Origin of the sequence: Massilia sp. (genome assembly GCF_046293535.1) — a bacterium.
In the GTDB taxonomy this organism is placed as follows: domain Bacteria; phylum Pseudomonadota; class Gammaproteobacteria; order Burkholderiales; family Burkholderiaceae_D; genus Telluria.
In genome coordinates this window covers 1-23,089 of the sequence record NZ_JBKBOV010000056.1, presented here as the reverse complement: position 1 = coordinate 23,089, position 23,089 = coordinate 1, and the positions used below count along the sequence as shown (strand labels likewise).

The window sequence follows — 23,089 nt, the reverse complement described above, 5'->3', positions numbered from 1 at the left end:
CAACACCCCTACGCTCGCTATTCAACCGTAGGCAGTCAGGAGAACGAATATGGCATTTGATTTGGGCAATCTGTTATCGCAGTACCTGGGCGGCGGCAACCAGGACCGGGCAGCGGACGACTTCGACCGCGTGGCCCAGAGCGCCCCGCGCGCAACGGTCGCCGAAGGCGTCGCCAATGCCCTGCGCTCCGACCAGACCCCACCCTTCCCGCAGGTCGTCAGCCAGCTGTTCGGGCAGAGCGATGCGAACGGCCGCGCCGGCATGCTGAACCAGCTGCTGGGCTCCATGAACCCGGCGCAGCTGTCCTCGGTGGCGGGCGGCGTGTTCGGCAAGCTGTTCGGCGGCGGCAAGGTGACGCCGGAACAGGCGTCGCAGGTTTCCCCCGAGCAGGTACGCGAGCTGGCTGCACAGGCCGAGCAGCAGAATCCCGGCATCGTCGACCGCATGAGCGCCTTCTATGCGGAACACCCGACGCTGGTCAAGGCGATCGGCGGCGCCGCGCTGGCGCTCGCGCTCGGCCACGTCGCGCAACGCATGCGTTCCCAATCCACCATTCACCAAGGAGATGACATGGGCATCCTGAGCAATATCTTCGGCAAGATCTTCCCGAAAGCGCACGCCGCCAACAAGGGCCCGCAGGCACAGCCGCAGGCCCAGGCCCAAGCGCCACAGGCCCAGCCGCAGGCCGCACCCCAGGCGCAGCCGCAAGCCCAGCCCCAGGTCCAGCCCCAGGCCCAGGCCCAGCCGCAGGCTGCGCCGGCCATGATGGACCAGGTCGACGTCGAAGAAATCCTGACCAACATGCAGAAATCCTCGGGCCAGCAGCTGAACTGGCGCAGCTCGATCGTCGACCTGCTCAAGCTGCTCGGCCTGGACAGCAGCCTGCAGGCGCGCAAGGAACTGGCCGCCGAGCTGAACTACAAGGGCGACACGGGCGACTCGGCCTCGATGAACATCTGGCTGCACCGCCAGGTGATGAACAAGCTGGCCGCCAACGGCGGCAAGGTGCCGGCCGACCTGCGCGACTAATCCTTCGTAGGGTGGGCGGGTCTTCCCGCCCACCCTACGAAAATCGCCGTCTGCAATCGGATACTCCTAATCGGCCAATGAAGTATTCGCCGCCGTCCCGCACGAGAAGCAGAAGCGGGCGAAGGCGTTCTTGCGGCTGTTGCAGCCGCCGCAGCGGTCGAACAGGCCGATGCCGCAGTGCGGGCAGAAGTCGACGCTCGCATCCTTCAGGTCGACCGGCCGCTCGCATCCCGGACAGACGCCCTTGCCCAGCCGGGCCAGGGCGGCGTCGTAGCGCAGGGTCTGGCGACGCTGCACGTCAGGCAGGGTTTCGGCCTGCCGCTGGCGCGCCAGGTAGTGCTGCAGCGAGACGATCGCGTAGCGTCCCACCAGCACGGTGACGGCGATGCCGACCAGGTAGCGCACGTAGCCGCCGTAGCTCGGCAGGTAAGGCACGAGTTCGAAGAAGAAAGCGAACAGTGCGAAGAAGATGAATCCCCACACGAAGGGCCAGTAGGGGCTCGCGCGCTTGCGCGCGAACAGCCAGCCGGCCAGCACCAGCAGCGGCAGGGTCAGGGCCAGGCGGTACAGGAAGACGCGCAACTCCTTGGCCGTGGCCGCCTTTTCGAAGGCCGCGCGGGCCGGCGTTTCCATGCGCTCCCAGCGCATCCGCGCGCGCTGCAGGGCCTGGTCGGCGTCCAACAGGGCCTGCTGCTGGGCCTGGACCGCCGCCAGCGCGCGGCGCTCGTCGCCCTCCAGCTTGTCCAGTGCGCGGGTACGTTCGAGCAGCGCGGGATCCTGGTCCGGACGCGCAGTCGCCCGGCGCGTGGCCAGCCAGTTGTCGAAGGTCTCGCGCGCCGAACGGGTATTCGCGCGCGCCACCTCGTGCTGCTGGGTCGCCTGCTCCAGGTCGAGCTGGGCGGCCTCGCGCCGCGCCTGCGCCGCTTGCTCGCCGGCGCGCAGGGCGGCGACCTGGTTGCGATCCATGAACCGTTCGATGCTCAGGGGCCGCTCGACGTCCCACAAGTTGTTCACGATCTTGCCGCCCAGGCCGATCAGGAAGCCCGCGAACGCGAACGCGACCAGCCACAGGGCGCGTTGCATCCATTTTTCGGTCAAGCGCAGGCCTTTGCTCATGAAGAGATCCTCCAGTGACATTGATGGCGCAAGAGTGCCACCGGAGGGATGCGCGGGCCAGCGTCGGCCGCGAGGGGGATGCGTGCCGATACCCTGGGTACCGGCACGCGATACCGCGGGGGATCAGAAGTACGAGAGGCCCAGGGCTTTTTTCACTTCGTCGGTGGTCTGCGCCGCCACTTCACGCGCCCGCATGGTGCCTTCCTTGAGGATCTGCAGCACCTGGCCGCGGTCCTTGGCGTATTCTTCGCGGCGTGCGCGGATCGGCGCCAGCAGTTCCTGCAGGATGCCTTCCAGGCGCTTCTTGACCACGCTGTCGCCCAGCCCGCCGCGGGTGTAGTGGGCCTTCATCTCGGCCAGGCCTTCCTTGTCGGCGTCGAAGGCGTCGAGGTAGATGAAGGCGACGTTGCCCTCCAGGTGGCCCGGATCGGACACCTTCAGGTGCAGCGGGTCGGTGTACACCTGCTTGACCGCGGCGCGGATCTCGTCGGCGCTGGCGCCCAGGTTGATGGTGTTGCCCAGCGACTTGCTCATCTTGGCGCGGCCGTCGATGCCCGGCAGGCGGCCCACTTCCGGCACGATCGCCTTGCACTCGACCAGGATGTCCTTTTCCGGGCTGTAGGTACGGTTGAACCGGCGCACGATCTCGTTGCACTGCTCGATCATCGGGATCTGGTCCTCGCCCACCGGCACCACGCTGGCCTTGAAGGCGGTGATGTCGGCGGCCTGGCTGGCCGGGTAGGTCAGGAAGCCGGCCGGGATGTCGCGCTCGAAGCCGCGCAGGATGATTTCCTGCTTCACGGTCGGGTTGCGCTCGAGGCGCGCCACGGTCACCAGGTTCAGGTAGTAGAAGGTCAGTTCGGTCAGTTCCGGAATCTGCGACTGGATCAGGATGGTCGTACGGGCCGGATCGATGCCGCAGGCGAGGTAATCGAGCGCCACCTCGACCACGTTCCGGTGTACCTTACCGATGTCATCCATGTTGTCGGTGAGCGCCTGGGCGTCCGCCAGCATGACGAACTGGCGGTAGCTGTCCTGGTAGGCGACGCGGTTGCGCAGGCTGCCGACGAAGTGGCCGAGGTGCAGCGGACCGGTAGGACGGTCGCCGGTGAGGATGATTGGCGTGGAGGGATTTGGGGTTGGGGAGCTCATCGGGTTTCCTTGTTATTGCCCCGATCCTCCTGCGTAAGAAACGAAAAACGCCACCCGGATCGAGGCGGCGTTAGTCGAAATGCACATCATTCCTGTGGCCGCACGCTAGGAGCGGCGCCACCAGGTCAACAAAAAGTGATGTGCTTTCGGAAAATTCATGGACCGCATGGTTGCAGGTTGGCGCAAGGATGTCAACCGCTACCTCGTCCCTGGCCTGCGGCCGGCTCTCCCCTTTACACGATTTCTTGCCTGGGACGCCGAGTTGCAGAGAAACTGTTGCTATAAAACTAATATTTGGTGAAACTGATGAATCCACAAAAGAGCACGAACAGCCAAATCCGTCCCCTGGAACTCTGGGGCGGCCTCGAATGCACGGTCAACCGTGTCCGCGACGAGTATTTCAGCCAACTGGAGCGCAACGGCCATCACGGCCGTGCCTGCGACATCGAGCGCTTCGCGTCCACCGGCATCCGCGCAATCCGCTATCCCGTGCTATGGGAACGTACCGCGCCCGAGGGCCTGGCCAAGGCCGACTGGGGCTGGGCCGACGAGCGCCTGAACGCCCTGCGCGCGGCCGGCGTGACGCCGATCGCCGGCCTGGTCCACCACGGCAGCGGCCCGCGCGACACCAGCCTGGTCGATCCGGCCTTTGCCGAACGCCTGGCCGAGTATGCCGGCGCGGTGGCCGCCCGCTATCCCTGGATCGAGTACTACACCCCGGTCAACGAGCCCTGCACCACTGCCCGCTTCGCCGGCCTGTACGGCGTCTGGTACCCGCACGGCCGCGACGACCGCACCTTCATCGAAGCCCTGCTGGTCCAGTGCCGCGCCGTGGTGCTGTCGATGCGCGCGATCCGCGCCGTCAACCCGAACGCCAAGCTGGTCCAGACCGACGACCTCGGCAAGACCTACGGCACGCCCGAGCTCGCCCACGTGGCCGAGTTCTACAACGAGCGCCGCTGGCTGGCCTGGGACCTGCTGTGCGGCATGGTCGATGAAAACCACAAGCTGTGGAAATACCTGACCAAAACCGGCATCGCGGCCGAAGAATTCCTGTGGTTCCGCGAGAACCCCTGCCCGCCCGACATCATCGGCGTCAACTACTACGTCACCTCCGAGCGCTGGCTGGATCACCGTCCCGAGCGCTTCCCCGAGCACCACCGCGGCGTGGCCGACGGCATCCCCTGCGCCGACATCGAGGCGTCGCGCGTGCTGGCCACGCCGACGCCGGGTATCGCGCCCTTGCTGAACGAAATCTGGGACCGCTACGGCATCCCGCTGGCCATCACCGAAGCCCACATCGACGCCAACCGCGAAGACCAGCTGCGCTGGCTGCTCGAGATCTGGGAAGCGGCCCAGCAGTCGCAGCAGAACGGCGTCGACGTGCGCGCCGTCACGGTCTGGTCGCTGCTCGGCTCTTTCGACTGGAACAGCCTGGTCACGCAGAACAAGGGCTACTACGAGCCGGGCCCCTTCGACGTGCGCTCGCCCATGCCGCGCCCGACCGCGCTGGCCAGGATGATGAAGGAGCTGTCCTCGGGCACCCCGCTGTCGCACCCGGTGCTGCGCGGCCAGGGCTGGTGGCGCCGCCAGGGCCGCTTCCTGTGCCACCCGCCGGTGGCCACGCCTGCGGCCCTCACCTCGATCTCGGCCGACGGCCACCGCCTGGTGGGCACGTCTGCCGCCCCGATCCTGATCCTGGGTGCGACCGGCACCCTGGGGCGCGCCTTTGCGCGCGTCTGCCGCAAGCGCAACCTGTCCTACCGCCTGCTGTCGCGCAAGGAGATGGACATCGCCGACGCCGGCTCGGTCGAACGTGCCCTGGCCGAATACCAGCCCTGGGCGGTCATCAATACCTGCGGCTACGTGCGCGTTGACGACGCAGAGAACGAAGCCGAGCGCTGCCTGCGCGAGAACACCCTCGGCGCGGCGACCCTGGCCGCTGCCTGCGCGCGCCACGGCATCCACCTCACCAGCTTCTCGAGCGACCTGGTGTTCGACGGCAAGCAAAGCCGCCCCTACGTGGAATCGGACCCGGTTGCGCCGCTGAACGTCTACGGCCGCAGCAAGGCCGAGGCCGAGGCGGCGGTGCTGGACGCGCACCCGGGCGCCCTGGTGGTGCGCACCAGCGCCTTCTTCGGTCCCTGGGACCAGTACAACTTCGTCACCCTGGCCCTGAACGCGCTCGAGCGCGGCGAGCCTTTCGTCGCCTCGAACGACCTGACCATCACCCCGACCTACGTGCCGGACCTGGTGCACGCCTGCCTCGACCTGGCGATCGACCGTGAAGCCGGCATCTGGCACCTGGCCAACGGCGGCGAGCTCACCTGGGCCGAACTGGCCCTGAAGGCGGCCGAACGGGCCGGCGTGGATGCCAGCCGGCTGGAAGCGCGGCCGATCGCCTATCCGGCGGCGCGCCCCGCCTACTGCGCCTTGACCAGCGAGCGCGGCATCCTGCTGCCCCGCCTCGACCAGGCCCTCGACCGCTACCTCGAACTGCGCAACGTGCACGATCCGGAAATCGAGGAACTCCAGCACACCGCCGAAAGCCGCCAGCCGGTGGCCAGCGGGCACCGGCAGCAGGAGGAGACGCCGCCGGAAGCGATACAGGCTGGCAATTGCTGAGGACTTGAAAAGTCAGATTGGGGCGGGAAGTCGCAGGTGCCAGTGGCACGTGCGACGTACACAGGGAGCGGGCCGCCTCAAATTTTTTGCGACCCGCGACCGTAGAGCCGTCGTCCCCGCGAAGGCGCACTGCTGTCCGGGATAATCGCTAACTCTAGATTAATAGGGGTTTAGGGAAACGGCGGCGGTGTACGCGTATCCAACAAGCAAACTTCAAGCACCTAACTCGTCGTTCCGGCGAAGGCCGGAACCCAATCCTGTTGCGGGCCGCTATCGCAGGCCAGGATATTTCACCCCAAATTGGGTTCCCGCCTACGCGGGAACGACGATTTCCGGCTAGATGAAATTATCCCGGACAGCAGTGCGCGAAGGCGGGGACCCAATTCCACATCGCAGCCACCGTACTTACAGCATCGCTCCCGCGCTACAATCCGGGCAAACAACCCTATTCATTGCCCACACCGTGCAAGAGCAACACGCCTTTCCCTTCCTGCGGGAAATCCTCCTCTTCCTGATCCTTTCCGGCATCCTGATTCCCATCCTGCAGCGCCTGCGCATCAACCAGGTGATCGGTTTCCTTGCCGTCGGCACCCTGGTCGGCCCCTTCGGCCTCGGGCTGCTGGCCGGCGAGGTGCCCTGGCTGGCCTTCCTCACCTTCCCGCGCGACCAGGGCATCGCGGCGCTCGCCGAGATCGGGGTGCTGTTCCTGATGTTCATGATCGGCCTGGAGCTGTCGGCCGCGCGCCTGTGGGCGATGCGGCGCTGGGTGTTCGGCGCCGGCACCGCCCAGGTCGTGGCCAGCGCGGCGCTGGTCGGCGGCGTCCTGCTGCTGGCCTACGGTGTCGATGCGCAGGCCGCCGTGGTGGTCGGCCTGGTGCTGTCGCTGTCTTCCACCGCCGTCGTCATGCAGCTGTTGGCCCAGCAGGGGGCCACGGGTAGTCCGTTGGGACAAGCGGCGTTCGCCATCCTGATGCTGCAGGACCTGGCCGTGGTGCCGATCCTGCTGCTGATCGGCGCCCTCGGCGGCGGCGGCAGCGACGGCGTCGCCGTCCTGGCGCTCGCCACCCTGCTCAAGGCCGGCCTGGCCATCACCCTGATCTACCTGGTGGGCGGACGCGTCGTCCACAGGCTGTTCCGCGCCTTCGCCGAGCACCGCCAGCCGGACGTGTTCATGGCGCTGATCCTGCTGAGCACCTTCGGCATCGCGGGCCTGTCGGCCGCCGCCGGCCTGTCGATGGCGCTGGGCGCGATGATCGCCGGCCTGCTGCTGGCCGAGACCGAGTTCAAGCACGAGGTCGAGCTGATGATCGAGCCCTTCAAGGGCCTGCTCATGGGCCTGTTCTTCATGACCGTCGGGATGAGCATCGACACCCGCCAGATTCTGGCCGCTCCCCTGCTGCTGGGGGCTGCGCTGGCCGGCCTGGTGCTGCTCAAGGCGCTGGTGGTCGCCGGCCTGCTGCGCCTCGGCGGCCAGCCCTGGAGCCGCGCGGTCGAAGGCGGCCTGCTGCTGGGCCAGGGCGGCGAATTCGCCTTTGTCGCGATCGGTTATGCCATGAGCGCGCGGGTGCTCGATCCGATGCTGGGCGGACAGGTGATGCTGGTGGTCGGCCTGTCGCTGTTCATCACGCCCCTGCTGGCGCGCCTGGGACGCCTGACCGGCGAGCGCGGCGAGCACGCGCGCGCCGGCCTCGCGGCCGCGGCGGATCATCCCGAGCTGGCCTCGGCGCGCGGCCGCGTCATCATCGCCGGCTTCGGCCGCGTGGGCCAGCAGCTGGCCAAGCTGCTGGGCGAACAGAACATCCCCTTCGTGGCCTTCGAGTGCGACGCCAAGCTGGTCTCGAAGCTGCATGCCGAAGGCAAGCCGGTCTACTTCGGCAACGCCTCGCGCCCCGAACTGCTGCGCCACGTGCATGCCGACGAGGCGCCGGCGATCGTGCTGACCATGGACCATCCGGCATCGAGCATGCATGCGGTGCAAGGCATCCGCCGCGAGTTCCCGCACGCGCGCCTGTTCGTGCGCTCGCGCGACGAGAAGCATGCGCGGGCGTTGAGCCTGGCCGGCGCCAGCGTGGTGGTGCCGGAGACGCTGGAAGCGAGCCTGCAGCTGTCGGCCTTCGTGCTGGAAGCGATGGGCCTGGACGAACGCCTAGTCGCCGGCATCGTCGACCACGAGCGCAAGCTGGTGACGGCCAAGCTGCTGGAACCTGAACCAGCATCTGAGAGCATCTAACACGCGCATGCCCGGCAGAAGGGAACGACGACGATTCGAGGCCGATTGTTGTGTGGAAATCCGAGATTTTTGCGATTCATTCTCGCACTACAATTCCTACTGCACGAACCATCAGGGCTGACCATGAACAGAAAAGACAGAACGCATTTGTATGCCCTGCTTATTGCAGAACTTGGCGGCACGAGACCGTCCTGGGGTGAGCTCAGGGAAAAACTGGAACGCTTAGCGTTGAGCCACAACATCAAGTTCACTTGGAAGAGTCGAGCGGCTGAGACGACAAATCTGACCAATGAATTTTCAACCTTCCTGGATACATGGTCTCGCGTGAATCCCGGCACGCCTCCCGGCATGCCACGAACGGCCAGGGCGCCTGCTCCCGAAGATACCGGGCCAACGTTTTTGCTAAGAAATACTCCGAACTTCACCCGTTTCCTAGAAGAGGAAGCCGACACACCCTTTCGACAACTGCGCATGCGCTTCAGGAATTTTGCATCTGCAGAGATTGGGCAAATCAATTCAGTCACGCTTGAACGCTTACTTGAGCGTATAGCCGCCGAGCCGTTCGACAATCCTCTCGCTTTCATTGAGGATCCGCTGGTTGGGGTGTTGGACGACAAGCAAACGTTAGAACTGTACAGTTGGAAAACCGGAGCTTGAACGTGGATAACTGGCACTTCCCGCTGATTGCGCACAAGGCCGGCGTACGCACTTTCGATCTCAGTTCCGGCATGAACTATGTCAGCATGAAGGATCAGGTGGTTCGCGCAACGGCCTTGGTTAACTGCCTTGTCCAATGTAAGGTCTTCGCGGGCAATAAAACGCCGTACGATGTAGTAGTAGTGGGCGCGGGTGCAGCAGGGGTAGCCGCTGCATGTCACGCTGCAGGCCATGGCCTGAATGTCCTGGTGCTCGAAAGCGCCATGGAACGTTTTCCGTTACAGAAACAATGTACGTCGCGCCACGTCAGCTTTACGATGTATGACTGGCCGGAAGCGCATGCTTCAACGGGCATATTCCCGTCCTTGGGAGACTTGCCGGTAAAGTCCACAGGCAATATGTTTTTCCCCTGTCAAGTCACGGACAAAAATCCTGTGATCGCACGGGAGCTCGTGAAAGCATGGGACAAACGTATCGACGACCATGTCTTCAGTAAAGGCGGAATTACCTGGACATTTGGCGCTGTAGTGCAGCAACCGCGCGCGACAAGCGGAGTGTTTCTGCTTGATAAGGTGGGTAGAAAAACCGTCGATATTGTTTATAAAATGGGGAGTGCGAAAAAGACGATTACCACTAAGATCATTATTTTTGCAACAGGCATTGGCGTCGAGCGTAGCGTCCAGGGTGGTAAAACTTCTGCCGCCCCCTACCTTCCACCTCCGTTCTGGTCAGATCTGCCAAATCCGCCTTGGGAAAATGAGAAGGATTTTTCGAATGAAACGGTAGTACTCTCAGGCGCCGGCGACGGGGCAATTCAAGATTTCTTGAAGGTGGTATTCCGCGAGCAAGCGAAGGACTTGTTGCTACTTGTGAAAAAGTGCGGGCTAACACCAAAACAGCTTGCAAGCATCGTTTCCGCAGAACGACATGTGTCACGGCAATTACTCTGGGAAACTTCAGGCAGCGAAGCGCATGCGGCGCTGCAGGCAGTCTATGACGAGATCGTTGAAAAGCTCCTCAAACGACCGAAATCCCCCATCGACCTTGCTCCGATGCTGGAAATTTGTCCAAAGATCGTGTGGGTTGCCAGCACGGCAGATACGACGAGAAAGCGAATTGTTTTTTCGAAGTGCTATGCCCTAAACCGCTTCCTTGCAACCCTGACGCTTGCCATGTTGCGTGACAGTCCAAAGCTAAAATTAATCGCCGGGAAAGTCACCCAAGTAGATGTCGCTCCGGATGCTAGTTATGTGTGCGAGACGAGTGCCGGCCTGATTTGCTCCATTTTCCCGCCGTTGTTACGCCACGGCGTAGATAAATCCTACGGATTGGGCAATAATTCAGGCTATTTCAGCCTGCGCATGGCGTTGGCCGGAGCACCATTGCCTTTCAAACCGTCGAACTTCCCGGTCCTTGGCCCCGAAATCTGATTGAAAGCGTGGGGCCGCTACTAGCAGGAAGTTCGACACCATCCAGGGCACGTAGTCCGCAAGTGTCGGCACGGTGATCAGCTTGCTGCAGGCGCAGCGTGTGCTCGAGCTCATCGACGCGGCCTTCAAGCCTGGTTCGCGTTCGGTACAGACCATCGCGCGCGGACAGCTATAATCCGGGACTTGTCCAGACAACCCCGCAGGAACAGAATGACGCAAGCTGCTTCCCCTTCTAGCGCGCTGCCGAAGGCGCTCGGCCACATCCGCGTGCTCGACCTGTCGCGCGTGCTCGCCGGCCCCTGGTGCTCGCAGAACCTGGCCGACCTCGGCGCCGACGTGATCAAGATCGAACGCCCCGGTAACGGCGACGACACCCGCGCCTGGGGGCCGCCCTACGCCAAGGATGCGCAAGGACAGGACACCAGCGAAGCCGCCTACTACCTGGCGGCCAACCGCGGCAAGCGCTCGGTGACGGTGGACATCGCCAGCGGCGAAGGCCAGGCCCTGCTGCATGAACTGGTGAAGCATTGCGACGTGGTGCTGGAGAACTTCAAGGTCGGCCACCTGAAGCGCTATGGCCTCGACTACGACACCCTCAAGGCCATCAAACCCGACCTGGTCTACTGCTCGATCACCGGCTTCGGCCAGGACGGCCCCTACGCCCATCGTGCCGGCTACGACTTCCTGATCCAGGGCATGGGCGGCCTGATGTCGGTCACCGGCGAACGCGACGACCTGCCGGGCGGCGGGCCGCAGAAGGCCGGCGTGGCGCTGACCGACCTGATGACCGGCATGTACGCGACCGTGGCGGTGCTGGCCGCGCTGACCCACCGCGACCGTACCGGCGAAGGCCAGCACATCGACATGGCCCTGCTCGACACCCAGGTGGCAATGCTGGCCAACATGGGCAGCAACTACCTCAACAGCGGCAAGCCGCCCAAGCGCTGGGGCAATGCGCACGCCAACATCGTGCCCTACCAGACCTTCGCCTGCCTGGATGGCCACATCATCGTCGCCACCGGCAACGACGGGCAGTACCAGAAGTTCGTCGAAGCGGGCGGCCGGCCGGAACTGGGCCTGGACCCGCGCTTCGCCACCAATCCGCTGCGCGTGCAGAACCGCGACACCCTGGTGCCGATCCTGGCCGAGATGGTCAAGGAAAAGCGCCGCGACGAATGGATCGCCCTGCTGGAAGCGGTTGGCGTGCCCTGCGGGCCGATCAACGATATTGGCGAGGTGTTCGCCAACGAGCAGGTGCGGGCGCGCGAAGTCGCGATCGAGCTGCCGCATCCGACCGCGGGCAAAGTGAAACTGGTGAGGAATCCGATCCGCATGTCGGCCACGCCCGCCACCAGCGACAAGGCTCCGCCCCTGCTGGGCCAGCACACCGATGAGGTGCTGCACGATGTGCTGGGCCTCGGCGAGGCGGAGATCGCCGCATTGCGCGGCAAGGGAGTCGTCTGATTCTCGTACGATGGACGGCTTCGCCGTCCGCGCGTCCAAACGGTCTTTGCTCCGTCCGACCGCCCGTACATTCAGTCACCGGCTGAACGCACGCCTACGGATCAATGCAGCTGGTGCTTCAAGTCCGACAGGACGTCATGCACCCGCGTCACCACCGAGGCGACCTGGGGCGACGGCTGGGCGCTGCGGCACATGCGCTTGGCCTCGTCGCCCATTTCCTCCAGCCGGTCGATGCACTCGACCATCCGCATCTGGTCGTTCGACTGCATCACGCGCTGGGCTTCCGGCATTTCGTGGGCGATCTTCTGGATGCAGTCGCGGATTTCGCTCGGCGCCCCCTGGTCGTTCCGGGTGACTTCTTCAGCCTGGTTGATGGTCTGCTCGATCTGGCTGAAACGTTGTTGGATTTCGGCAGCTTGCAACATGATTGACCTCCTGAAAGTAAGGCGGTAAACCGCTCGGATCAATCACTTTAGTCTTCCCAGCGGGGATATCAAGCGCCCGTTTCTGGCGTGCGCGCGTCAATGCCAGGGCAACCGGCGCCGGGCGAAATACGGTAGAGTCATGCCACCCACCCATCCCGTTGACTTCTCATGCCCAGCCCACTGCATCCGCTGCCGTTCGCAGTCCTCCTGCTTGCCGGTCCGGTACAAGTCGCGCCTGACGCCCAGGACATCCGCATCGCCCCGCCAAGCTGGGCCGTCAGCAAGCCTGCGGGCGCGGCGGCCTACGTTCCGCCCATCAGCCCGCTACCCAACTGGTACGAGGTGCGCGGGGGCGCCTGGCAGGTGCCGCTGGAGACCGTGCAAGAGATACGGGCCCTGGTCGACGCCAGGTTAAGCGCCAACGAGCTGTTTGGGAACAAGGCCCGCATCGCGACCTACGCCATCCAGTTCCGCGGCGAGGCCAGGGACGGCAGGCGTCTTGTCCGGCTGGCCGGCGCCTGCAATGTCCACGACAGGCCCCGGTGGCAGTTGTCGGAGACCTTCTTCAATATTAACGATGGCGGCAAGTGCTATTTCGATGCCGAATACGATCCGCTGGAAAAACGCCTCAGCCGATTCGACTATCACGGCTACGCGTAGCCCGCCCCGTATCACCAGGGGCCGATGGCAGCCGCCGGCGCGAGCCGACGCAGCCGCAAGGCAATCAGCATCGCCACCCCGAGCAGCGCACCGAGCACCCCCACCACGCCCGCCCAGCCCCACCCTTCCCACACATACCCGGTGAACCAGCCGACCACGCTCGAGCCCAGGTAGTAGCAGAACAGGTAGATGCCCGAGGCCAGCGCCTGCGGCGGCCGGGCGCGCCGGCCGACCCAGCTGCTGGCCACCGAATGCGAGGCGAAGAAGCCGAAGGTGGCCAGCCCGGTGCCGAGCACGATGGCGACCAACGACTCGTGCAGCGTCACCAGCAGGCCCGCGACCATCACGCTAATTACCAGCCACAGCACGTTGCGCCGCCCCAGGCGGTCGGCCAGCTTGCCCGCCCACATCGAACTGAACATGCCGAGCAGGTAGAGCAGCGACACCGTCCCCACCGCGCTCTGGCTCAGGCCAAACGGCGGCGCCAATAGCCGGTAGCTGATGTAGTTATACAGGCTGACGAAACAGCCCATCAGCAGGAACGGCAGCACGAACAGCCAGGGCAGGCCTTCGTCCGCCAGGTGGATGCGCAGGCCATCGACAATGCCCGGTCCGTTCGCCCGCTTCGATGTCCCATGGCGCGAAGGCGGCAGGCTGCGCGAGAACTCCCAGGCCGCGACCAGTCCGGCCGCGCCCAGCAACCCGACCGCGATGCGCCAGGAGACGAAGTCGCTGATGACCGAGGCCAGCAACCGCCCGCTCATGCCCCCGAAGGCGCTGCCGCTGATGTACATGCCCATCGACAGGCCGAGCGAGGTCCCTTCCACTTCGTCGCTGAGGTAGGCCATCGCCACCGCCGGCAGGCCGCCCACCACCAGGCCGAGCAGCATGCGCACGCCGACCAGTTGGGTGTAGTCGAACGCAAAGGCGGATAGCAAGGTGAGCAGCGCGCCGCCGACCATCGAGGCCACCATCAGCTGCTTGCGCCCGATGCGCTCGGCCACGCTACCCGACAGCAGCAGCGCCACCGCCAGCGTGGCGGTAGAGACCGACAAGGCCAGGCTCGATTGCGCGGGTGTGAGGGAAAAGTCCTGCGCCAGCAGCGGCATCAGCGGCTGGACGCAGTAGAGCAGTGCAAAGACGGAAAAGCCGCCGAAGGCCATGGCGCGGTTGATGCGGCGGAAGTCCGGACTTCCGGCCGCGATCGGACCGCGCACAAGGTTCATGACAGAAGCGGCACGGCCGGCCCGTTACGGCAGGTCCGGGTCGAGCTCGGACCCGGCGTAGTTTTCCAGCTCCGTGAAGAGCTGCTTCATCGTGGCCTTGGTCTTGATGTGCTGCAGCACCGTGCAGTGCTCGCGGTAGGTGGCGATGCGCTCGGCGATGATGGGCTGGTGCTGCGCCGGAACCTGCGCCATCAGCGCGGCCCAGCCGGCTTCGAAGTCCGGATCGTTCTTGCGCACCGACTTCACCAGGCGCTCGAATTCCTTCTGTCCGGTGCGCGCCGTGATGCGCCCGCCGCCCTCGACCGCGAAAATGATCGCCAGGGCGATCACGCCTTCGGCGTTCAAATCCGGATCGTTGATCGGGCCTTCGTAGTGGTGGCGGCGGATCCACTGGGCCGCGCGCACGATCGCCTGCACGCCCTGGCGCTGCTTCAGTTGGGACAGGTAGCGCTCGTAGCCGGTCCAGGTTTCGCCCGGATCGGCCGTGCACAGGTCGACGAACAACTCTTTCAGGCGCCGCTGGCTGTAGATCGGGTCGACGTCGTACTCGCCCACCAGGCTGTCCTCGGGCAGCGCCGACAAGTCCTTGACGAGGCGGAAGCCCTGCTGGAACACCAGTTCGGCGCCCTCCTCGATCAGGATATCGAGCGCGTCGAGGTCGTCGTCGCTGTCGACCAGGTGCTCGAGGCCGAGCGAGACCCCGCCCACGGTGAGCAGCAGCGCGCGCTGGATGCCTTCGGCGGTGCGGTCGTTGGTGAACTTCTCGGCCACCATGGCGGTGATGCCGGCAAGCTCCTCCGCCAGCAGGGCGGCCTCGTCAGGCGTGGCCTCAGCGGGCAACAGCTTGATCGCGCGCACCAGGCGCGGCGGCTTCTCGATGACGATTGCAGGCAGCATCGTTGCCAAGGCCCCGCTCACGAGAAGATGTCCGTGCCCATGCTGCGGCGGCTGCCGCGGCGCGGCATGCTGCGCACCGACGGCACCTGCTTGCGCAGGCGGTACAGCAGTTCGCGCGTGCTGCGCTGCATGAAGGGCGACTCTTCGTCCGGGTCGTCCGGCAGCTCGACGTCGGCCATTTCGGCGCTGTGGCGGAACTCCGGAAACAGCTCGAGCAGCGAACGCTCCCAGCCGTCCTCGCTGGCCTTGGCCAGGTCGACCGCCAGTGGCGCGATGTCGCTGTCGCCGCTGGTCTGGGCGGTGACGTAGCGGCCCTTCGACAGGATTTCGCCGGCGAGCTCGAGGATTTCCTTCGGCGCCAGCGACCACAGGATGGCGAACACGGTGGCGCCGTGGTCGGTGGCGGACGCTTCCTGCAGCAATTCGTGGCGGCGCTCTTCGTCGTCGTTCGCGTAGACGATGCCGTGCACGTGGTTGAACAGGTTCTCGGCGATGCGTTCCGGATCGTCCTCGATCAGGTTGTCAGGCCAGGTGGCGGCGATGTAGGCCAGGCTCTCGGCCCAGGCCTTGGGCGGCACCAGCATGGTGGCCAGCGAGGTCTTGGCGCCGTCGAAGCCGGACAGGTGCAGCGCGGTCACCTGCGGCGGCAGGGTCGACAGCACTTCGACCACGGCATAGTCGCCGTGCTCGTCGGCGGCCTGCGAGAACGCCTCCTCGGCGTGCTCGAGCGAGCCGGCCAGCACCAGTTCGCTGACCTGTTTCGTCAGTGCCGGCAGGTTGGCTTTGTTGTCGTCGCTCATTCGCGCTCTCCGTCTGCATCGAACAGCTGGGTGAAGTCGTCGGTGGCGGCCGTGTCTTCCGCGTCGTCGTCGCCCTCGTCGCCTTCGGCGAGGCGCGCGAAGTCGCGGTCCTCGTCTTCCCAGCGTCCCTGGTTCTTGTACAGGAAGGCCGTGATGATGGCCTGGCGCGCCAGTTCGGGATAATTGCCCGTCATCGCCTCGAACATGGCGCGGCCCTGTTCGCCCTCGCACTCGGCCATCGCGAACACGCGCGCAGGATCGTCGCTTTCATAGTCGGCGGCTTCACGCAGCAAGCCCTTCGGATCCTTGAACTTGATACAGTCAACGAGCGCGAAGGCCATCAGGTTGACGTCGTCCAGGCCCGATCCGCCCGCGTATTCCGAGACCAGGGCGCCGACCATCATGTCGTAGTTCTTCTTGTTGGGCGGGTCGCCCAGGGTGCCCTCGATCTGTCCGTCCAGTTCGCGCGACTGGAACGAGAATTCGGGATGTACGTTTTTCATTGTGTGTCCTGTTGAGTCATTGCTGTAGATTCACGCCATTGAGCGCGAACAGCGAGCGCCACAGCTCGAAGGCTTCGGCCTCGGCATCGAGCACGATGCGGTGGTTGACGCTCTGGTTGTATTCGGCACGCTTGACCGGATCCGACAACACCTCATAGGCCTTGGTGACGGCCTTGAAGCGCGCTTCGGCGCCCGGCGCCTGGTTGCGGTCCGGGTGGTAACGCATCGCGAGCGAGCGATAGACCTTCTTGATCTCGTCGTCGCCGGCATTCGGGGCGACGCCGAGGATCGCGTATAAATTTTCCAACTGGAACTCTCCCGGGAATGGGCCACGGTCTGGGCCATAAAGCTGAGGCCGCAAATCGGCAAGGACGAGATTATCCTATAGAAAACGACAAGTTGGCGAGAGCAGGTCTCAGCGGCGCCCGGCCTGGGACGGCGGCGCCGGGCGTGCCGCGAGCGGGCGAAGCGCTGGCGGCAGTTGCGGCAAGGGCATGCCGGCCAGGGCCAGCAGCCAGGCGCGGACCAGTTTCTGGATGGGTAGCGAGGGTTTTCATGATGCAACCTTGCGAAATGGGCGGTTTACCCCAAGTATGTATCTGCCACACAGGGCTGACCGTGCGCTTCACCACATTAGGAGCCTATCCCGGCCGGAGCCCCCTGCGTTACGGTAAAATGTCCGGAATAACCTCTTCACTTCCTTCTTCATGAGCATTGATAAGAATACCCCGGCGGCTGCGGGCAATCCCCCATCGTCGAATTTCCTGCGCGCCATTATCGAAAACGACCTGGCGGCGGGCACGCACCAGCGCGAGGGCATGCCGCCCGTGATCACCCGCTTCCCGCCAGAGCCGAACGGCTACCTGCACGTGGGCCATGCCAAGTCGATCTGCCTGAACTTCGGCCTGGCGCGCGACTACAACGGCCGTTGCCACCTGCGCTTCGACGACACCAATCCGGAGAAGGAAGACCAGGAATACGTCGACACCATCATGGATTCCGTGAAGTGGCTCGGCTTTACCTGGGAACAGGGCGACGGCGAGTACCTGCACTATGCCAGCGACTATTTCGACAAGCTGTACGAGATGGCCGAATACCTGATCCGCGAAGGCAAGGCCTACGTGGACAGCCAGAGCCCCGAAGAGATGGCGAAGAACCGCGGCAACTTCAGCACGCCGGGCACCAACTCGCCCTACCGCAACCGTCCGGTGGAAGAATCGCTGCAACTCTTCCGCGACATGAAAGCCGGCAAGTACAAGGACGGCGAGCATGTGCTGCGCGCCAAGATGTCGGAAGACGCCATGTCCTCGCCGAACATGACCAACCGCGATCCGGCCCTGTACCGCATCCGCCATGCGCACCACCACCGCACCGGCGACGCCTGGTGCATCTACCCGATGTACGACTACACGCACCCGATCTCGGATGCGCTGGAGTCGATTACCCATTCGATCTGCACCCTGGAATTCCAGGACCACCGCCCGATGTACGACTGGCTGGTCGACACCCTGGCCGACGGCGGCTTCTTCCCGCGCCCGGTGCCGCGCCAGTACGAGATGGCGCGCCTGAACCTGACCTACGTGGTCACGTCCAAGCGCAAACTGCGTGAACTGGTGGATACCGGTGTCGTGACCGGCTGGGACGACCCGCGCATGCCGACCATCGTCGGCCTGCGCCGCCGTGGCTACACGCCGGAATCGATCCAGCTGTTCTGCGAGCGCATCGGCGTGTCCAAGGCCGACGGCTGGATCGACATGAGCACGCTGGAAGGCGCGCTGCGCGACGACCTCGACCCGAAAGCGCCGCGCGCCATCGCCGTGCTGCGTCCGCTCAAGCTCATCGTCGACAACTTCCCGGAAGGCGAGTCGGTCGAGTGCAGCTCGCCGGTCCACCCGCATCATCCGGAAATGGGCGTGCGCAGCTTCCCGTTCACGCGCGAATTGTGGATCGAGCAGGAAGACTTCATGGAAACCCCGACCAAGGGCTACCACCGCTTCACCCCGCCGGTGGGCGAGCAGCCGGGTTCGCGCGTGCGCCTGAAGTACGGCTTCGTGGTCGAGTGCACCGGCTACGACAAGGACGAGAATGGCAAGGTCACGGCGGTGCACGTGAAGTACTTCGAGGATTCGAAGTCGGGCACGCCGGGCGCGGACAACTACAAGGTCAAGGGCAACATCACCTGGGTCAGCGCGGCCACCGCCCTGGCGGCCGAAGTGCGCCTGTACGACCGCCTGTTCACCGAGCCGCAGCCGGACGCCGGCGGCAAGGACTTCAAGGCCGCGCTCAACCCGAACGCGCTCGAGACCGTGACCGCCTACCTGGAGCCGGGCATGAAAGAAGCGGTGGCCGACCAGCGCTTCCAGTTCGAGCGCCACGGCTACTTTGTCGCGGACCGCGTGGATTCGCAGCCGGGCAAGCCGGTGTTCAACCGGGTGACCACGCTGAAGGACAGCTGGGGGAAGTAATTTTTCTTACACCATACTGCTGAGCGTGCAGTTCAAGGGGGAGTAATGCTTTACAGCATTACTCCCTTTGTTTTTTCTCTTGGCTGAAACCTTTCCATTCCGCTTACTTCGTTGCATATTTGCTATAGCTAGTAAATCTGATAGGTTCTTCGTTGGGTAAAGAGGCTTAGCGTATGAATGTATGTCGCATTAACGCGACGAGTTCACCTTCTAAGCGAGTTTACGGATCATGCCTCACCGCAGCCACTCCAAACATCATGTCGTCATGCCGACGGCCATGCTGACCGGAGCGCTGCTGTCCGTGACGGTCGGCGCAGCCCTCTACCTGGCGACCGCCAAGGCAATCGAAAGCGATGCCCAGACGCGCTTTCGCGGCATGGCGCGCACCGCCCAACTCGCGATCGACGCCCGTGTCAAAAGTTATACGGACGTCCTGCGCGGCATGGCCGGGCTGTTCCATGCCAATCCAAACGCCAGCGCCGACGATTTCCGCCACTATGTAGAGCAGCTCGATACGCCCCGCAACTTCCCGGGCATCGAGGCCATGAATTACGCGCGCACCGTCGGAGCGGCAGAACTGCCGGCCGTCGAGGCCGACGTGCGCCGGCGGCTGCGCCAGTATGGGATACCTGGGCCTGCAAAGAAGCTGCAGCCCGTGCCCGGCCGCGACAGTTACACAGTGCTCATCTACATGGAACCGGCTGTTCCGGAATCGCTCAACAAGCTCGGCCTGGACCTGGAAGCACGCAGCTATATCCGCCGCACAGCGGCCGGATCGCGCGACAACAATACGATTGCCGCTTCCGGACTGCGAGTCAACATCCTGCCAGGCTCGGGCCCGAACCAGAACATTCTTGCGATGCGCTTGCCCGTATACCGCAGTGGGATGCCGATCAGCAACGTCGAGCAGCGCCGCGCCGCCTACATCGGCTCCGTCGGCATCGGTTTCGGGGTCAACAAGATGGTGAACGGCGCACTCGAGGGCTTCCCGGCCGAGGGGGTGCGCCTGGTACTCACCGACCTCAACGCGGTGCCGCTGGAACCGGGCGAGAACCAGCTCAGCACGATACTGTATGACAGTTATGTGGCGACGAATTCGTCTGCGTCGCCTCCAAAGGACGCGGACAGCGTCCTGTACGCCAGCCTGCCTATCGAATACAACCAGCGCCAGTGGCGCGCCGATTTCAGCATCGCCAAATCGTCGCTGTACACGCGCTTCGACCTCTTCTATCCTTGGCTTGCCGCGCTCGCCGGCACGCTCAGTACCGCCCTGCTCTACGCGCTGTTCCAGACCATGGCCTCGTCGCGCCGCAGCGCCCTGCGCATGGCCGAGGACATGACGCGCGAACTGCGCGCCAGCCAGGCCAAGCTGCAGGCCACCAATGAGAAGCTGCGCCAACTGGCCGCGCACGCGGAACAAATCAAGGAAGGCGAACGCAAGCGCATCGCGCGCGAGATCCACGACGAGCTCGGGCAGAACCTGCTGGCGCTGAAGATCGAGGCCGAGATCCTCGCCAACCGCACGCGCGACCGCCATGGCCGCCTGTACGAACGCGCCAGCGCCACCGTGCGGCAGATCGACCTGACCATCCGCAGCGTGCGCCAGATCATCAACGACCTGCGACCGAACGTGCTCGACCTCGGCCTGAACGCGGCGGTAGATTGGCAGGTGACCGACTTCGCGCGCCGCACCGGCATCGAGTGCGAACTGGTCGAGGACGAGAACGAGCACCACCTGGACGACCACTGTGCCACCGCCTTCTTCCGCATCCTGCAGGAGTCGCTCAACAACGTCGCCCGGCACGCGCGTGCGACCAGGGTGCGGATCGACCTGCACCAGCATGCCGACCTGTTGACCATGACCATCCGCGACAACGGCGTTGGCATGCAGCCGGGCAGCCGCAACCGCAACGGTTCCTTCGGCCTGGTGGGCATCGAGGAGCGCGTCAACATCCTCGGCGGCAGCTTCTCGATCAGCAGCGGCCCGGATACCGGCACCACCATCGTCGTCACCATTCCCGTCGGCGGGCATCTACCGGAAACGTCTGCCCCCCTTGCACACGACAGCAATGCAGCACTGTCGGCCATCGCATGAATATGCAGCGGATGCGCGGCTATGTTGTCTCGTTTCAGCAAAGCAGTTTATCGGTTGACAGAACTCAACATTAAGCCTGACCGGTCGCAGGACAATTGTTATCACTGCCACTGCTCAAAACGCAGTTCCTGACTTCCGATTAACCGCGCCACGTTCTTTGGGGAGGATTTTCTGACGTACCGCTTCAATACTAGGGATAAAAAAACAAGGCCGTAACAAACAGATCTACAACAAAAGGTGATAACCATGTCGACCAACGAATTCGCAGCCTTCGAAGCACTTGATCTTGCCCCGATCAAAATGAAACTGATGCATGTGGAATCCGGCGAAGGCTGGTCCGCCCTGCGGGCCGATGCAGTGGAAACGGAATACCGCCGCTTCCTGTTCCTGATGAAGAAATACCCCGACGCGGAGGCATCGCCGACCGTCGACGTCGACATCTTCTGGCACTACCATATCCTCGACACGATGAAGTACGCCGAGGATTGCGAAGCCGTGTTCGGCTACTTCCTGCACCACTATCCGTACGTCGGTATCAGCGCCAGTGCGAACGATGGCGACCATGCCGCCAGCGGCGAGCGCATGCGTGAAATCTACGAAGCGGAATTCGGCACCTGGCCTGCCGCCCCCGCTGCTTACGCATACTGCTCCGCGCCGGGAAAACCACACTACACCGCCGACGCGGCGTACGCATACTGCTCCGCACCGGGCAAGCCGCGCGAAGCCGCCAACGCCGCGTATGCTTACTGCTCCGCACCGGGCAAGCCGCGCGCAGCTGCCGACGCCGCGTACGCATATTGCTCGGCGCCGGGCAAGCCGCGCGCCGCCGCCAACGCCGCGTACGCATACTGCTCCGCACCGGGCAAGCCGCGCGAAGCCGCCAACGCCGCGTATGCTTACTGCTCGGCGCCGGGCAAGCCACGCGCTGCCGCCAACGCCGCGTACGCGTACTGCTCCGCACCGGGCAAGCCGCGTGAAATCGCCAACGCCGCGTACGCATACTGCTCCGCACCAGGCAAGCCGTACGAAGCCGCCAACGCGGCATACGCATACTGCTCCGGACCGGGAAAGCGTGCGCTGGCGCAGACCGAGCGTCCGGAACATTGCGCCGCACCGAGCAAGGAACTGGCGCACGCCGCCTGAGTCTTCCTTCCTCGGCGGCCGGCGGAACGATCATGTTCCGCCGGCCTTTTTCATTCAGGCCGGCAGGGCCTCGGCCACACCGTCCGGCCTGACCATCAACTCGCGCAGTTCGCGGATGCTGAACTCGCTCTCTTCATGCATGCGCAGCAGGAGCGTGGCGCCGATCGGCAGCGTGTTGTGGCGGATCTTGCTGATCACGGGCGGCGCCACCTCGAGCACGCGCGACAGTGCGGCGTCGTTCTTCAGGCGGAGCTTGGCAATGATGGCGTCGAGGAGCCGGTTGGGATCGTATTCCGCGCCGGGCGGAAGGCGTCTGATGGGCATGGTTTCTTTCAGGATTGTTAAATATTTGTCACTTTGCGTGATCTATCGCGAATTCTTTGCATACGACGCCGAAACGGCATGATTCGTATGGCATTTTTCGTCAGGGACGAAATGATACACATTAGGCTAGCTATGTGCACAAGGCATTCGCGGCGCGCAGGAGCGTGCGCATGCCTCCGGCCAGGCCGGACACGTCGCTGGACAGGGAGATTGCCGCCCCGGGCGCGGGGCGGCGGAAGGAGTTACTTCTTCTTGCCGGGAGCGGCTTTCTGCGCCAGGCCACTCGCCTGGTACAGGGTTCTGGCGTCGGAGTGCGCGCGCTCGACGGTGCGCATCTCCGGCTTGTCGTCGTGGGCGACGAAGTATTCCTTGTCCTGCGCATCGACGACGATCTTGATCGCGGCGGCGTCCGCGACTCCGTATTTTTCGACGATCAGGGTGGTCACTTCGTCGAGGTATTCTTCATAGGTCATGCTGGCCTCTCGTTCTGGGTGCCCGATTGTACGGGAGCCACGGCCAAACGCGCCAGCGCCGCCGCCACGTCCGGATAGCGCAGCCTCGCGCGCAACTCGCGCTTGAGGCGCGTATTGTCCAGGCGGCGCGATTCCGACATGAAGGACAGCAGCGTCGGCGTGACCGCCGCCTGCAACTCGGCACGCGCCAGGCGCGGCGGCCGCGCCAGAGCGAAGGCATCGGCCACCGCGTCGAAATAGTCGCCCATCTTCATGCGCGTGTCGTCCACCGCATGCACCACCCGGCCGGCGGGGGGCGCGCGCCGCCGCGCCCGCCGGCCGCGGCGCGCCCCGGCGGCGGCCGGGCGGGGGGTGGGGGGGACGTCGTGGTCCGG

At 64.5% G+C, this 23,089-nt stretch carries 20 protein-coding genes and 1 pseudogene; 10 read left to right on the top strand and 11 right to left on the bottom strand.

Annotated features, from left to right (window positions below):
- Positions 1-571 precede the first annotated feature (571 nt).
- A complete protein-coding gene (locus ACK4S9_RS21250) occupies positions 572-1,030 on the top strand; it encodes a DUF3597 domain-containing protein (RefSeq protein ID WP_409729623.1) in 459 nt (152 codons plus the stop codon).
- A 66-nt stretch (positions 1,031-1,096) separates the two neighbouring features.
- On the opposite strand, the gene ACK4S9_RS21245 is transcribed toward ACK4S9_RS21250, so the two are convergent.
- Together ACK4S9_RS21245 and trpS are read right to left on the bottom strand one after the other, a co-directional pair.
- Entirely contained in the window at positions 1,097-2,146 is a 1,050-nt protein-coding gene (locus ACK4S9_RS21245; RefSeq protein WP_409729612.1) for a serine endopeptidase, read from the bottom strand.
- A gap of 123 nt (positions 2,147-2,269) precedes the next feature.
- Positions 2,270-3,298, bottom strand: a complete 1,029-nt coding sequence (gene trpS / locus ACK4S9_RS21240; RefSeq protein ID WP_409729610.1) for a tryptophan--tRNA ligase — start codon at positions 3,296-3,298, stop codon at positions 2,270-2,272.
- Between the two features lie 306 nt (positions 3,299-3,604).
- Between trpS and ACK4S9_RS21235 the strand changes: the two genes are divergently transcribed.
- The 5 genes from ACK4S9_RS21235 to ACK4S9_RS21215 all read left to right on the top strand — a co-directional run bounded on the left by ACK4S9_RS21235 (position 3,605) and on the right by ACK4S9_RS21215 (position 11,704).
- Positions 3,605-5,923 (top strand): family 1 glycosylhydrolase, encoded by a 2,319-nt coding sequence (locus ACK4S9_RS21235; protein ID WP_409729609.1) that lies wholly within the window; start codon positions 3,605-3,607, stop codon positions 5,921-5,923.
- A 463-nt stretch (positions 5,924-6,386) separates the two neighbouring features.
- On the top strand, positions 6,387-8,153 hold the full coding sequence (locus tag ACK4S9_RS21230; RefSeq protein WP_409729607.1) for a cation:proton antiporter: 1,767 nt from the start codon (positions 6,387-6,389) through the stop codon (positions 8,151-8,153).
- Positions 8,154-8,276: 123 nt separating this feature from the next.
- Positions 8,277-8,810 (top strand): hypothetical protein, encoded by a 534-nt coding sequence (locus ACK4S9_RS21225; protein ID WP_409729605.1) that lies wholly within the window; start codon positions 8,277-8,279, stop codon positions 8,808-8,810.
- 2 nt (positions 8,811-8,812) lie between these two features.
- Positions 8,813-10,240 carry an FAD-dependent oxidoreductase gene (locus tag ACK4S9_RS21220; protein ID WP_409729603.1) on the top strand — a complete coding sequence of 476 codons (1,428 nt, stop codon included), beginning with the start codon at positions 8,813-8,815 and terminating at the stop codon, positions 10,238-10,240.
- A gap of 210 nt (positions 10,241-10,450) precedes the next feature.
- Complete coding sequence (locus ACK4S9_RS21215; protein ID WP_409729601.1) at positions 10,451-11,704, top strand: CaiB/BaiF CoA transferase family protein; 1,254 nt, start codon at positions 10,451-10,453, stop codon at positions 11,702-11,704.
- Positions 11,705-11,805: 101 nt separating this feature from the next.
- Here ACK4S9_RS21215 and ACK4S9_RS21210 read toward each other — a convergent pair whose 3' ends face one another.
- Positions 11,806-12,129: a hypothetical protein gene (locus tag ACK4S9_RS21210; protein ID WP_409729599.1), complete on the bottom strand. Its 324-nt coding sequence runs from the start codon at positions 12,127-12,129 to the stop codon at positions 11,806-11,808.
- 168 nt (positions 12,130-12,297) lie between these two features.
- On the opposite strand from ACK4S9_RS21210, the gene ACK4S9_RS21205 reads away from it, so the two are divergent.
- Positions 12,298-12,789 carry a hypothetical protein gene (locus ACK4S9_RS21205; RefSeq protein WP_409729597.1) on the top strand — a complete coding sequence of 164 codons (492 nt, stop codon included), beginning with the start codon at positions 12,298-12,300 and terminating at the stop codon, positions 12,787-12,789.
- An 11-nt stretch (positions 12,790-12,800) separates the two neighbouring features.
- Here the strand turns inward: ACK4S9_RS21205 and ACK4S9_RS21200 are convergent, their stop codons facing one another.
- From ACK4S9_RS21200 to ACK4S9_RS21180, 5 genes are read right to left on the bottom strand one after another with little or no spacing between them, the layout of a single operon-like run.
- A complete protein-coding gene (locus ACK4S9_RS21200) occupies positions 12,801-14,015 on the bottom strand; it encodes an MFS transporter (RefSeq protein WP_409729595.1) in 1,215 nt (404 codons plus the stop codon).
- A gap of 24 nt (positions 14,016-14,039) precedes the next feature.
- Entirely contained in the window at positions 14,040-14,912 is an 873-nt protein-coding gene (locus ACK4S9_RS21195) for a hypothetical protein (protein ID WP_409729621.1), read from the bottom strand.
- A gap of 17 nt (positions 14,913-14,929) precedes the next feature.
- Positions 14,930-15,712 (bottom strand): hypothetical protein, encoded by a 783-nt coding sequence (locus ACK4S9_RS21190; RefSeq protein WP_409729593.1) that lies wholly within the window; start codon positions 15,710-15,712, stop codon positions 14,930-14,932.
- Positions 15,709-16,215, bottom strand: a complete 507-nt coding sequence (locus ACK4S9_RS21185) for a hypothetical protein (RefSeq protein ID WP_409729591.1) — start codon at positions 16,213-16,215, stop codon at positions 15,709-15,711. The genes ACK4S9_RS21190 and ACK4S9_RS21185 overlap by 4 nt, the downstream gene beginning before the upstream one ends.
- Positions 16,216-16,231: 16 nt before the next feature.
- Entirely contained in the window at positions 16,232-16,522 is a 291-nt protein-coding gene (locus tag ACK4S9_RS21180; RefSeq protein WP_277487747.1) for a DnaJ domain-containing protein, read from the bottom strand.
- A 400-nt stretch (positions 16,523-16,922) separates the two neighbouring features.
- Here ACK4S9_RS21180 and ACK4S9_RS21175 point away from each other — a divergent pair, with 400 nt between their 5' ends.
- The 3 genes from ACK4S9_RS21175 (at position 16,923) to ACK4S9_RS21165 (ending at position 21,918) form a co-directional block, all read left to right on the top strand.
- Entirely contained in the window at positions 16,923-18,680 is a 1,758-nt protein-coding gene (locus ACK4S9_RS21175; RefSeq protein WP_409729589.1) for a glutamine--tRNA ligase/YqeY domain fusion protein, read from the top strand.
- A 265-nt stretch (positions 18,681-18,945) separates the two neighbouring features.
- Entirely contained in the window at positions 18,946-20,775 is a 1,830-nt protein-coding gene (locus ACK4S9_RS21170) for a CHASE domain-containing protein (RefSeq protein ID WP_409729587.1), read from the top strand.
- Positions 20,776-21,021: 246 nt separating this feature from the next.
- A complete protein-coding gene (locus ACK4S9_RS21165) occupies positions 21,022-21,918 on the top strand; it encodes a glycine-rich domain-containing protein (RefSeq protein ID WP_409729585.1) in 897 nt (298 codons plus the stop codon).
- Between the two features lie 54 nt (positions 21,919-21,972).
- Here the strand turns inward: ACK4S9_RS21165 and ACK4S9_RS21160 are convergent, their stop codons facing one another.
- From ACK4S9_RS21160 to ACK4S9_RS21150, 3 genes and pseudogenes are all read right to left on the bottom strand, one after another.
- A complete protein-coding gene (locus tag ACK4S9_RS21160; protein WP_409729583.1) occupies positions 21,973-22,242 on the bottom strand; it encodes a hypothetical protein in 270 nt (89 codons plus the stop codon).
- A gap of 242 nt (positions 22,243-22,484) precedes the next feature.
- Entirely contained in the window at positions 22,485-22,715 is a 231-nt protein-coding gene (locus ACK4S9_RS21155; protein ID WP_409729581.1) for a hypothetical protein, read from the bottom strand.
- Positions 22,712-23,089 (bottom strand): annotated as a pseudogene (locus tag ACK4S9_RS21150) (hypothetical protein); the annotation flags it as partial. The pseudogene ACK4S9_RS21150 and the gene ACK4S9_RS21155, both read right to left, overlap by 4 nt.

Excerpts from the sequence above, each read along its gene's own strand:
- ACK4S9_RS21185 (WP_409729591.1), bottom strand. The coding sequence starts at position 16,215 with ATGAAAAACGTACATCCCGAATTCTCGTTCCAGTCGCGCGAACTGGAC.
- ACK4S9_RS21155 (WP_409729581.1), bottom strand. The coding sequence starts at position 22,715 with ATGACCTATGAAGAATACCTCGACGAAGTGACCACCCTGATCGTCGAA.
- ACK4S9_RS21200 (WP_409729595.1), bottom strand. The coding sequence starts at position 14,015 with ATGAACCTTGTGCGCGGTCCGATCGCGGCCGGAAGTCCGGACTTCCGC.
- ACK4S9_RS21165 (WP_409729585.1), top strand. The coding sequence starts at position 21,022 with ATGTCGACCAACGAATTCGCAGCCTTCGAAGCACTTGATCTTGCCCCG.
- ACK4S9_RS21225 (WP_409729605.1), top strand. The coding sequence starts at position 8,277 with ATGAACAGAAAAGACAGAACGCATTTGTATGCCCTGCTTATTGCAGAA.
- ACK4S9_RS21215 (WP_409729601.1), top strand. The coding sequence starts at position 10,451 with ATGACGCAAGCTGCTTCCCCTTCTAGCGCGCTGCCGAAGGCGCTCGGC.
- ACK4S9_RS21175 (WP_409729589.1), top strand. The coding sequence starts at position 16,923 with ATGAGCATTGATAAGAATACCCCGGCGGCTGCGGGCAATCCCCCATCG.
- trpS (WP_409729610.1), bottom strand. The coding sequence starts at position 3,298 with ATGAGCTCCCCAACCCCAAATCCCTCCACGCCAATCATCCTCACCGGC.
- ACK4S9_RS21235 (WP_409729609.1), top strand. The coding sequence starts at position 3,605 with ATGAATCCACAAAAGAGCACGAACAGCCAAATCCGTCCCCTGGAACTC.
- ACK4S9_RS21210 (WP_409729599.1), bottom strand. The coding sequence starts at position 12,129 with ATGTTGCAAGCTGCCGAAATCCAACAACGTTTCAGCCAGATCGAGCAG.
- ACK4S9_RS21205 (WP_409729597.1), top strand. The coding sequence starts at position 12,298 with ATGCCCAGCCCACTGCATCCGCTGCCGTTCGCAGTCCTCCTGCTTGCC.
- ACK4S9_RS21170 (WP_409729587.1), top strand. The coding sequence starts at position 18,946 with ATGCCGACGGCCATGCTGACCGGAGCGCTGCTGTCCGTGACGGTCGGC.
- ACK4S9_RS21245 (WP_409729612.1), bottom strand. The coding sequence starts at position 2,146 with ATGAGCAAAGGCCTGCGCTTGACCGAAAAATGGATGCAACGCGCCCTG.
- ACK4S9_RS21160 (WP_409729583.1), bottom strand. The coding sequence starts at position 22,242 with ATGCCCATCAGACGCCTTCCGCCCGGCGCGGAATACGATCCCAACCGG.
- ACK4S9_RS21250 (WP_409729623.1), top strand. The coding sequence starts at position 572 with ATGGGCATCCTGAGCAATATCTTCGGCAAGATCTTCCCGAAAGCGCAC.
- ACK4S9_RS21190 (WP_409729593.1), bottom strand. The coding sequence starts at position 15,712 with ATGAGCGACGACAACAAAGCCAACCTGCCGGCACTGACGAAACAGGTC.
- ACK4S9_RS21195 (WP_409729621.1), bottom strand. The coding sequence starts at position 14,912 with ATGCTGCCTGCAATCGTCATCGAGAAGCCGCCGCGCCTGGTGCGCGCG.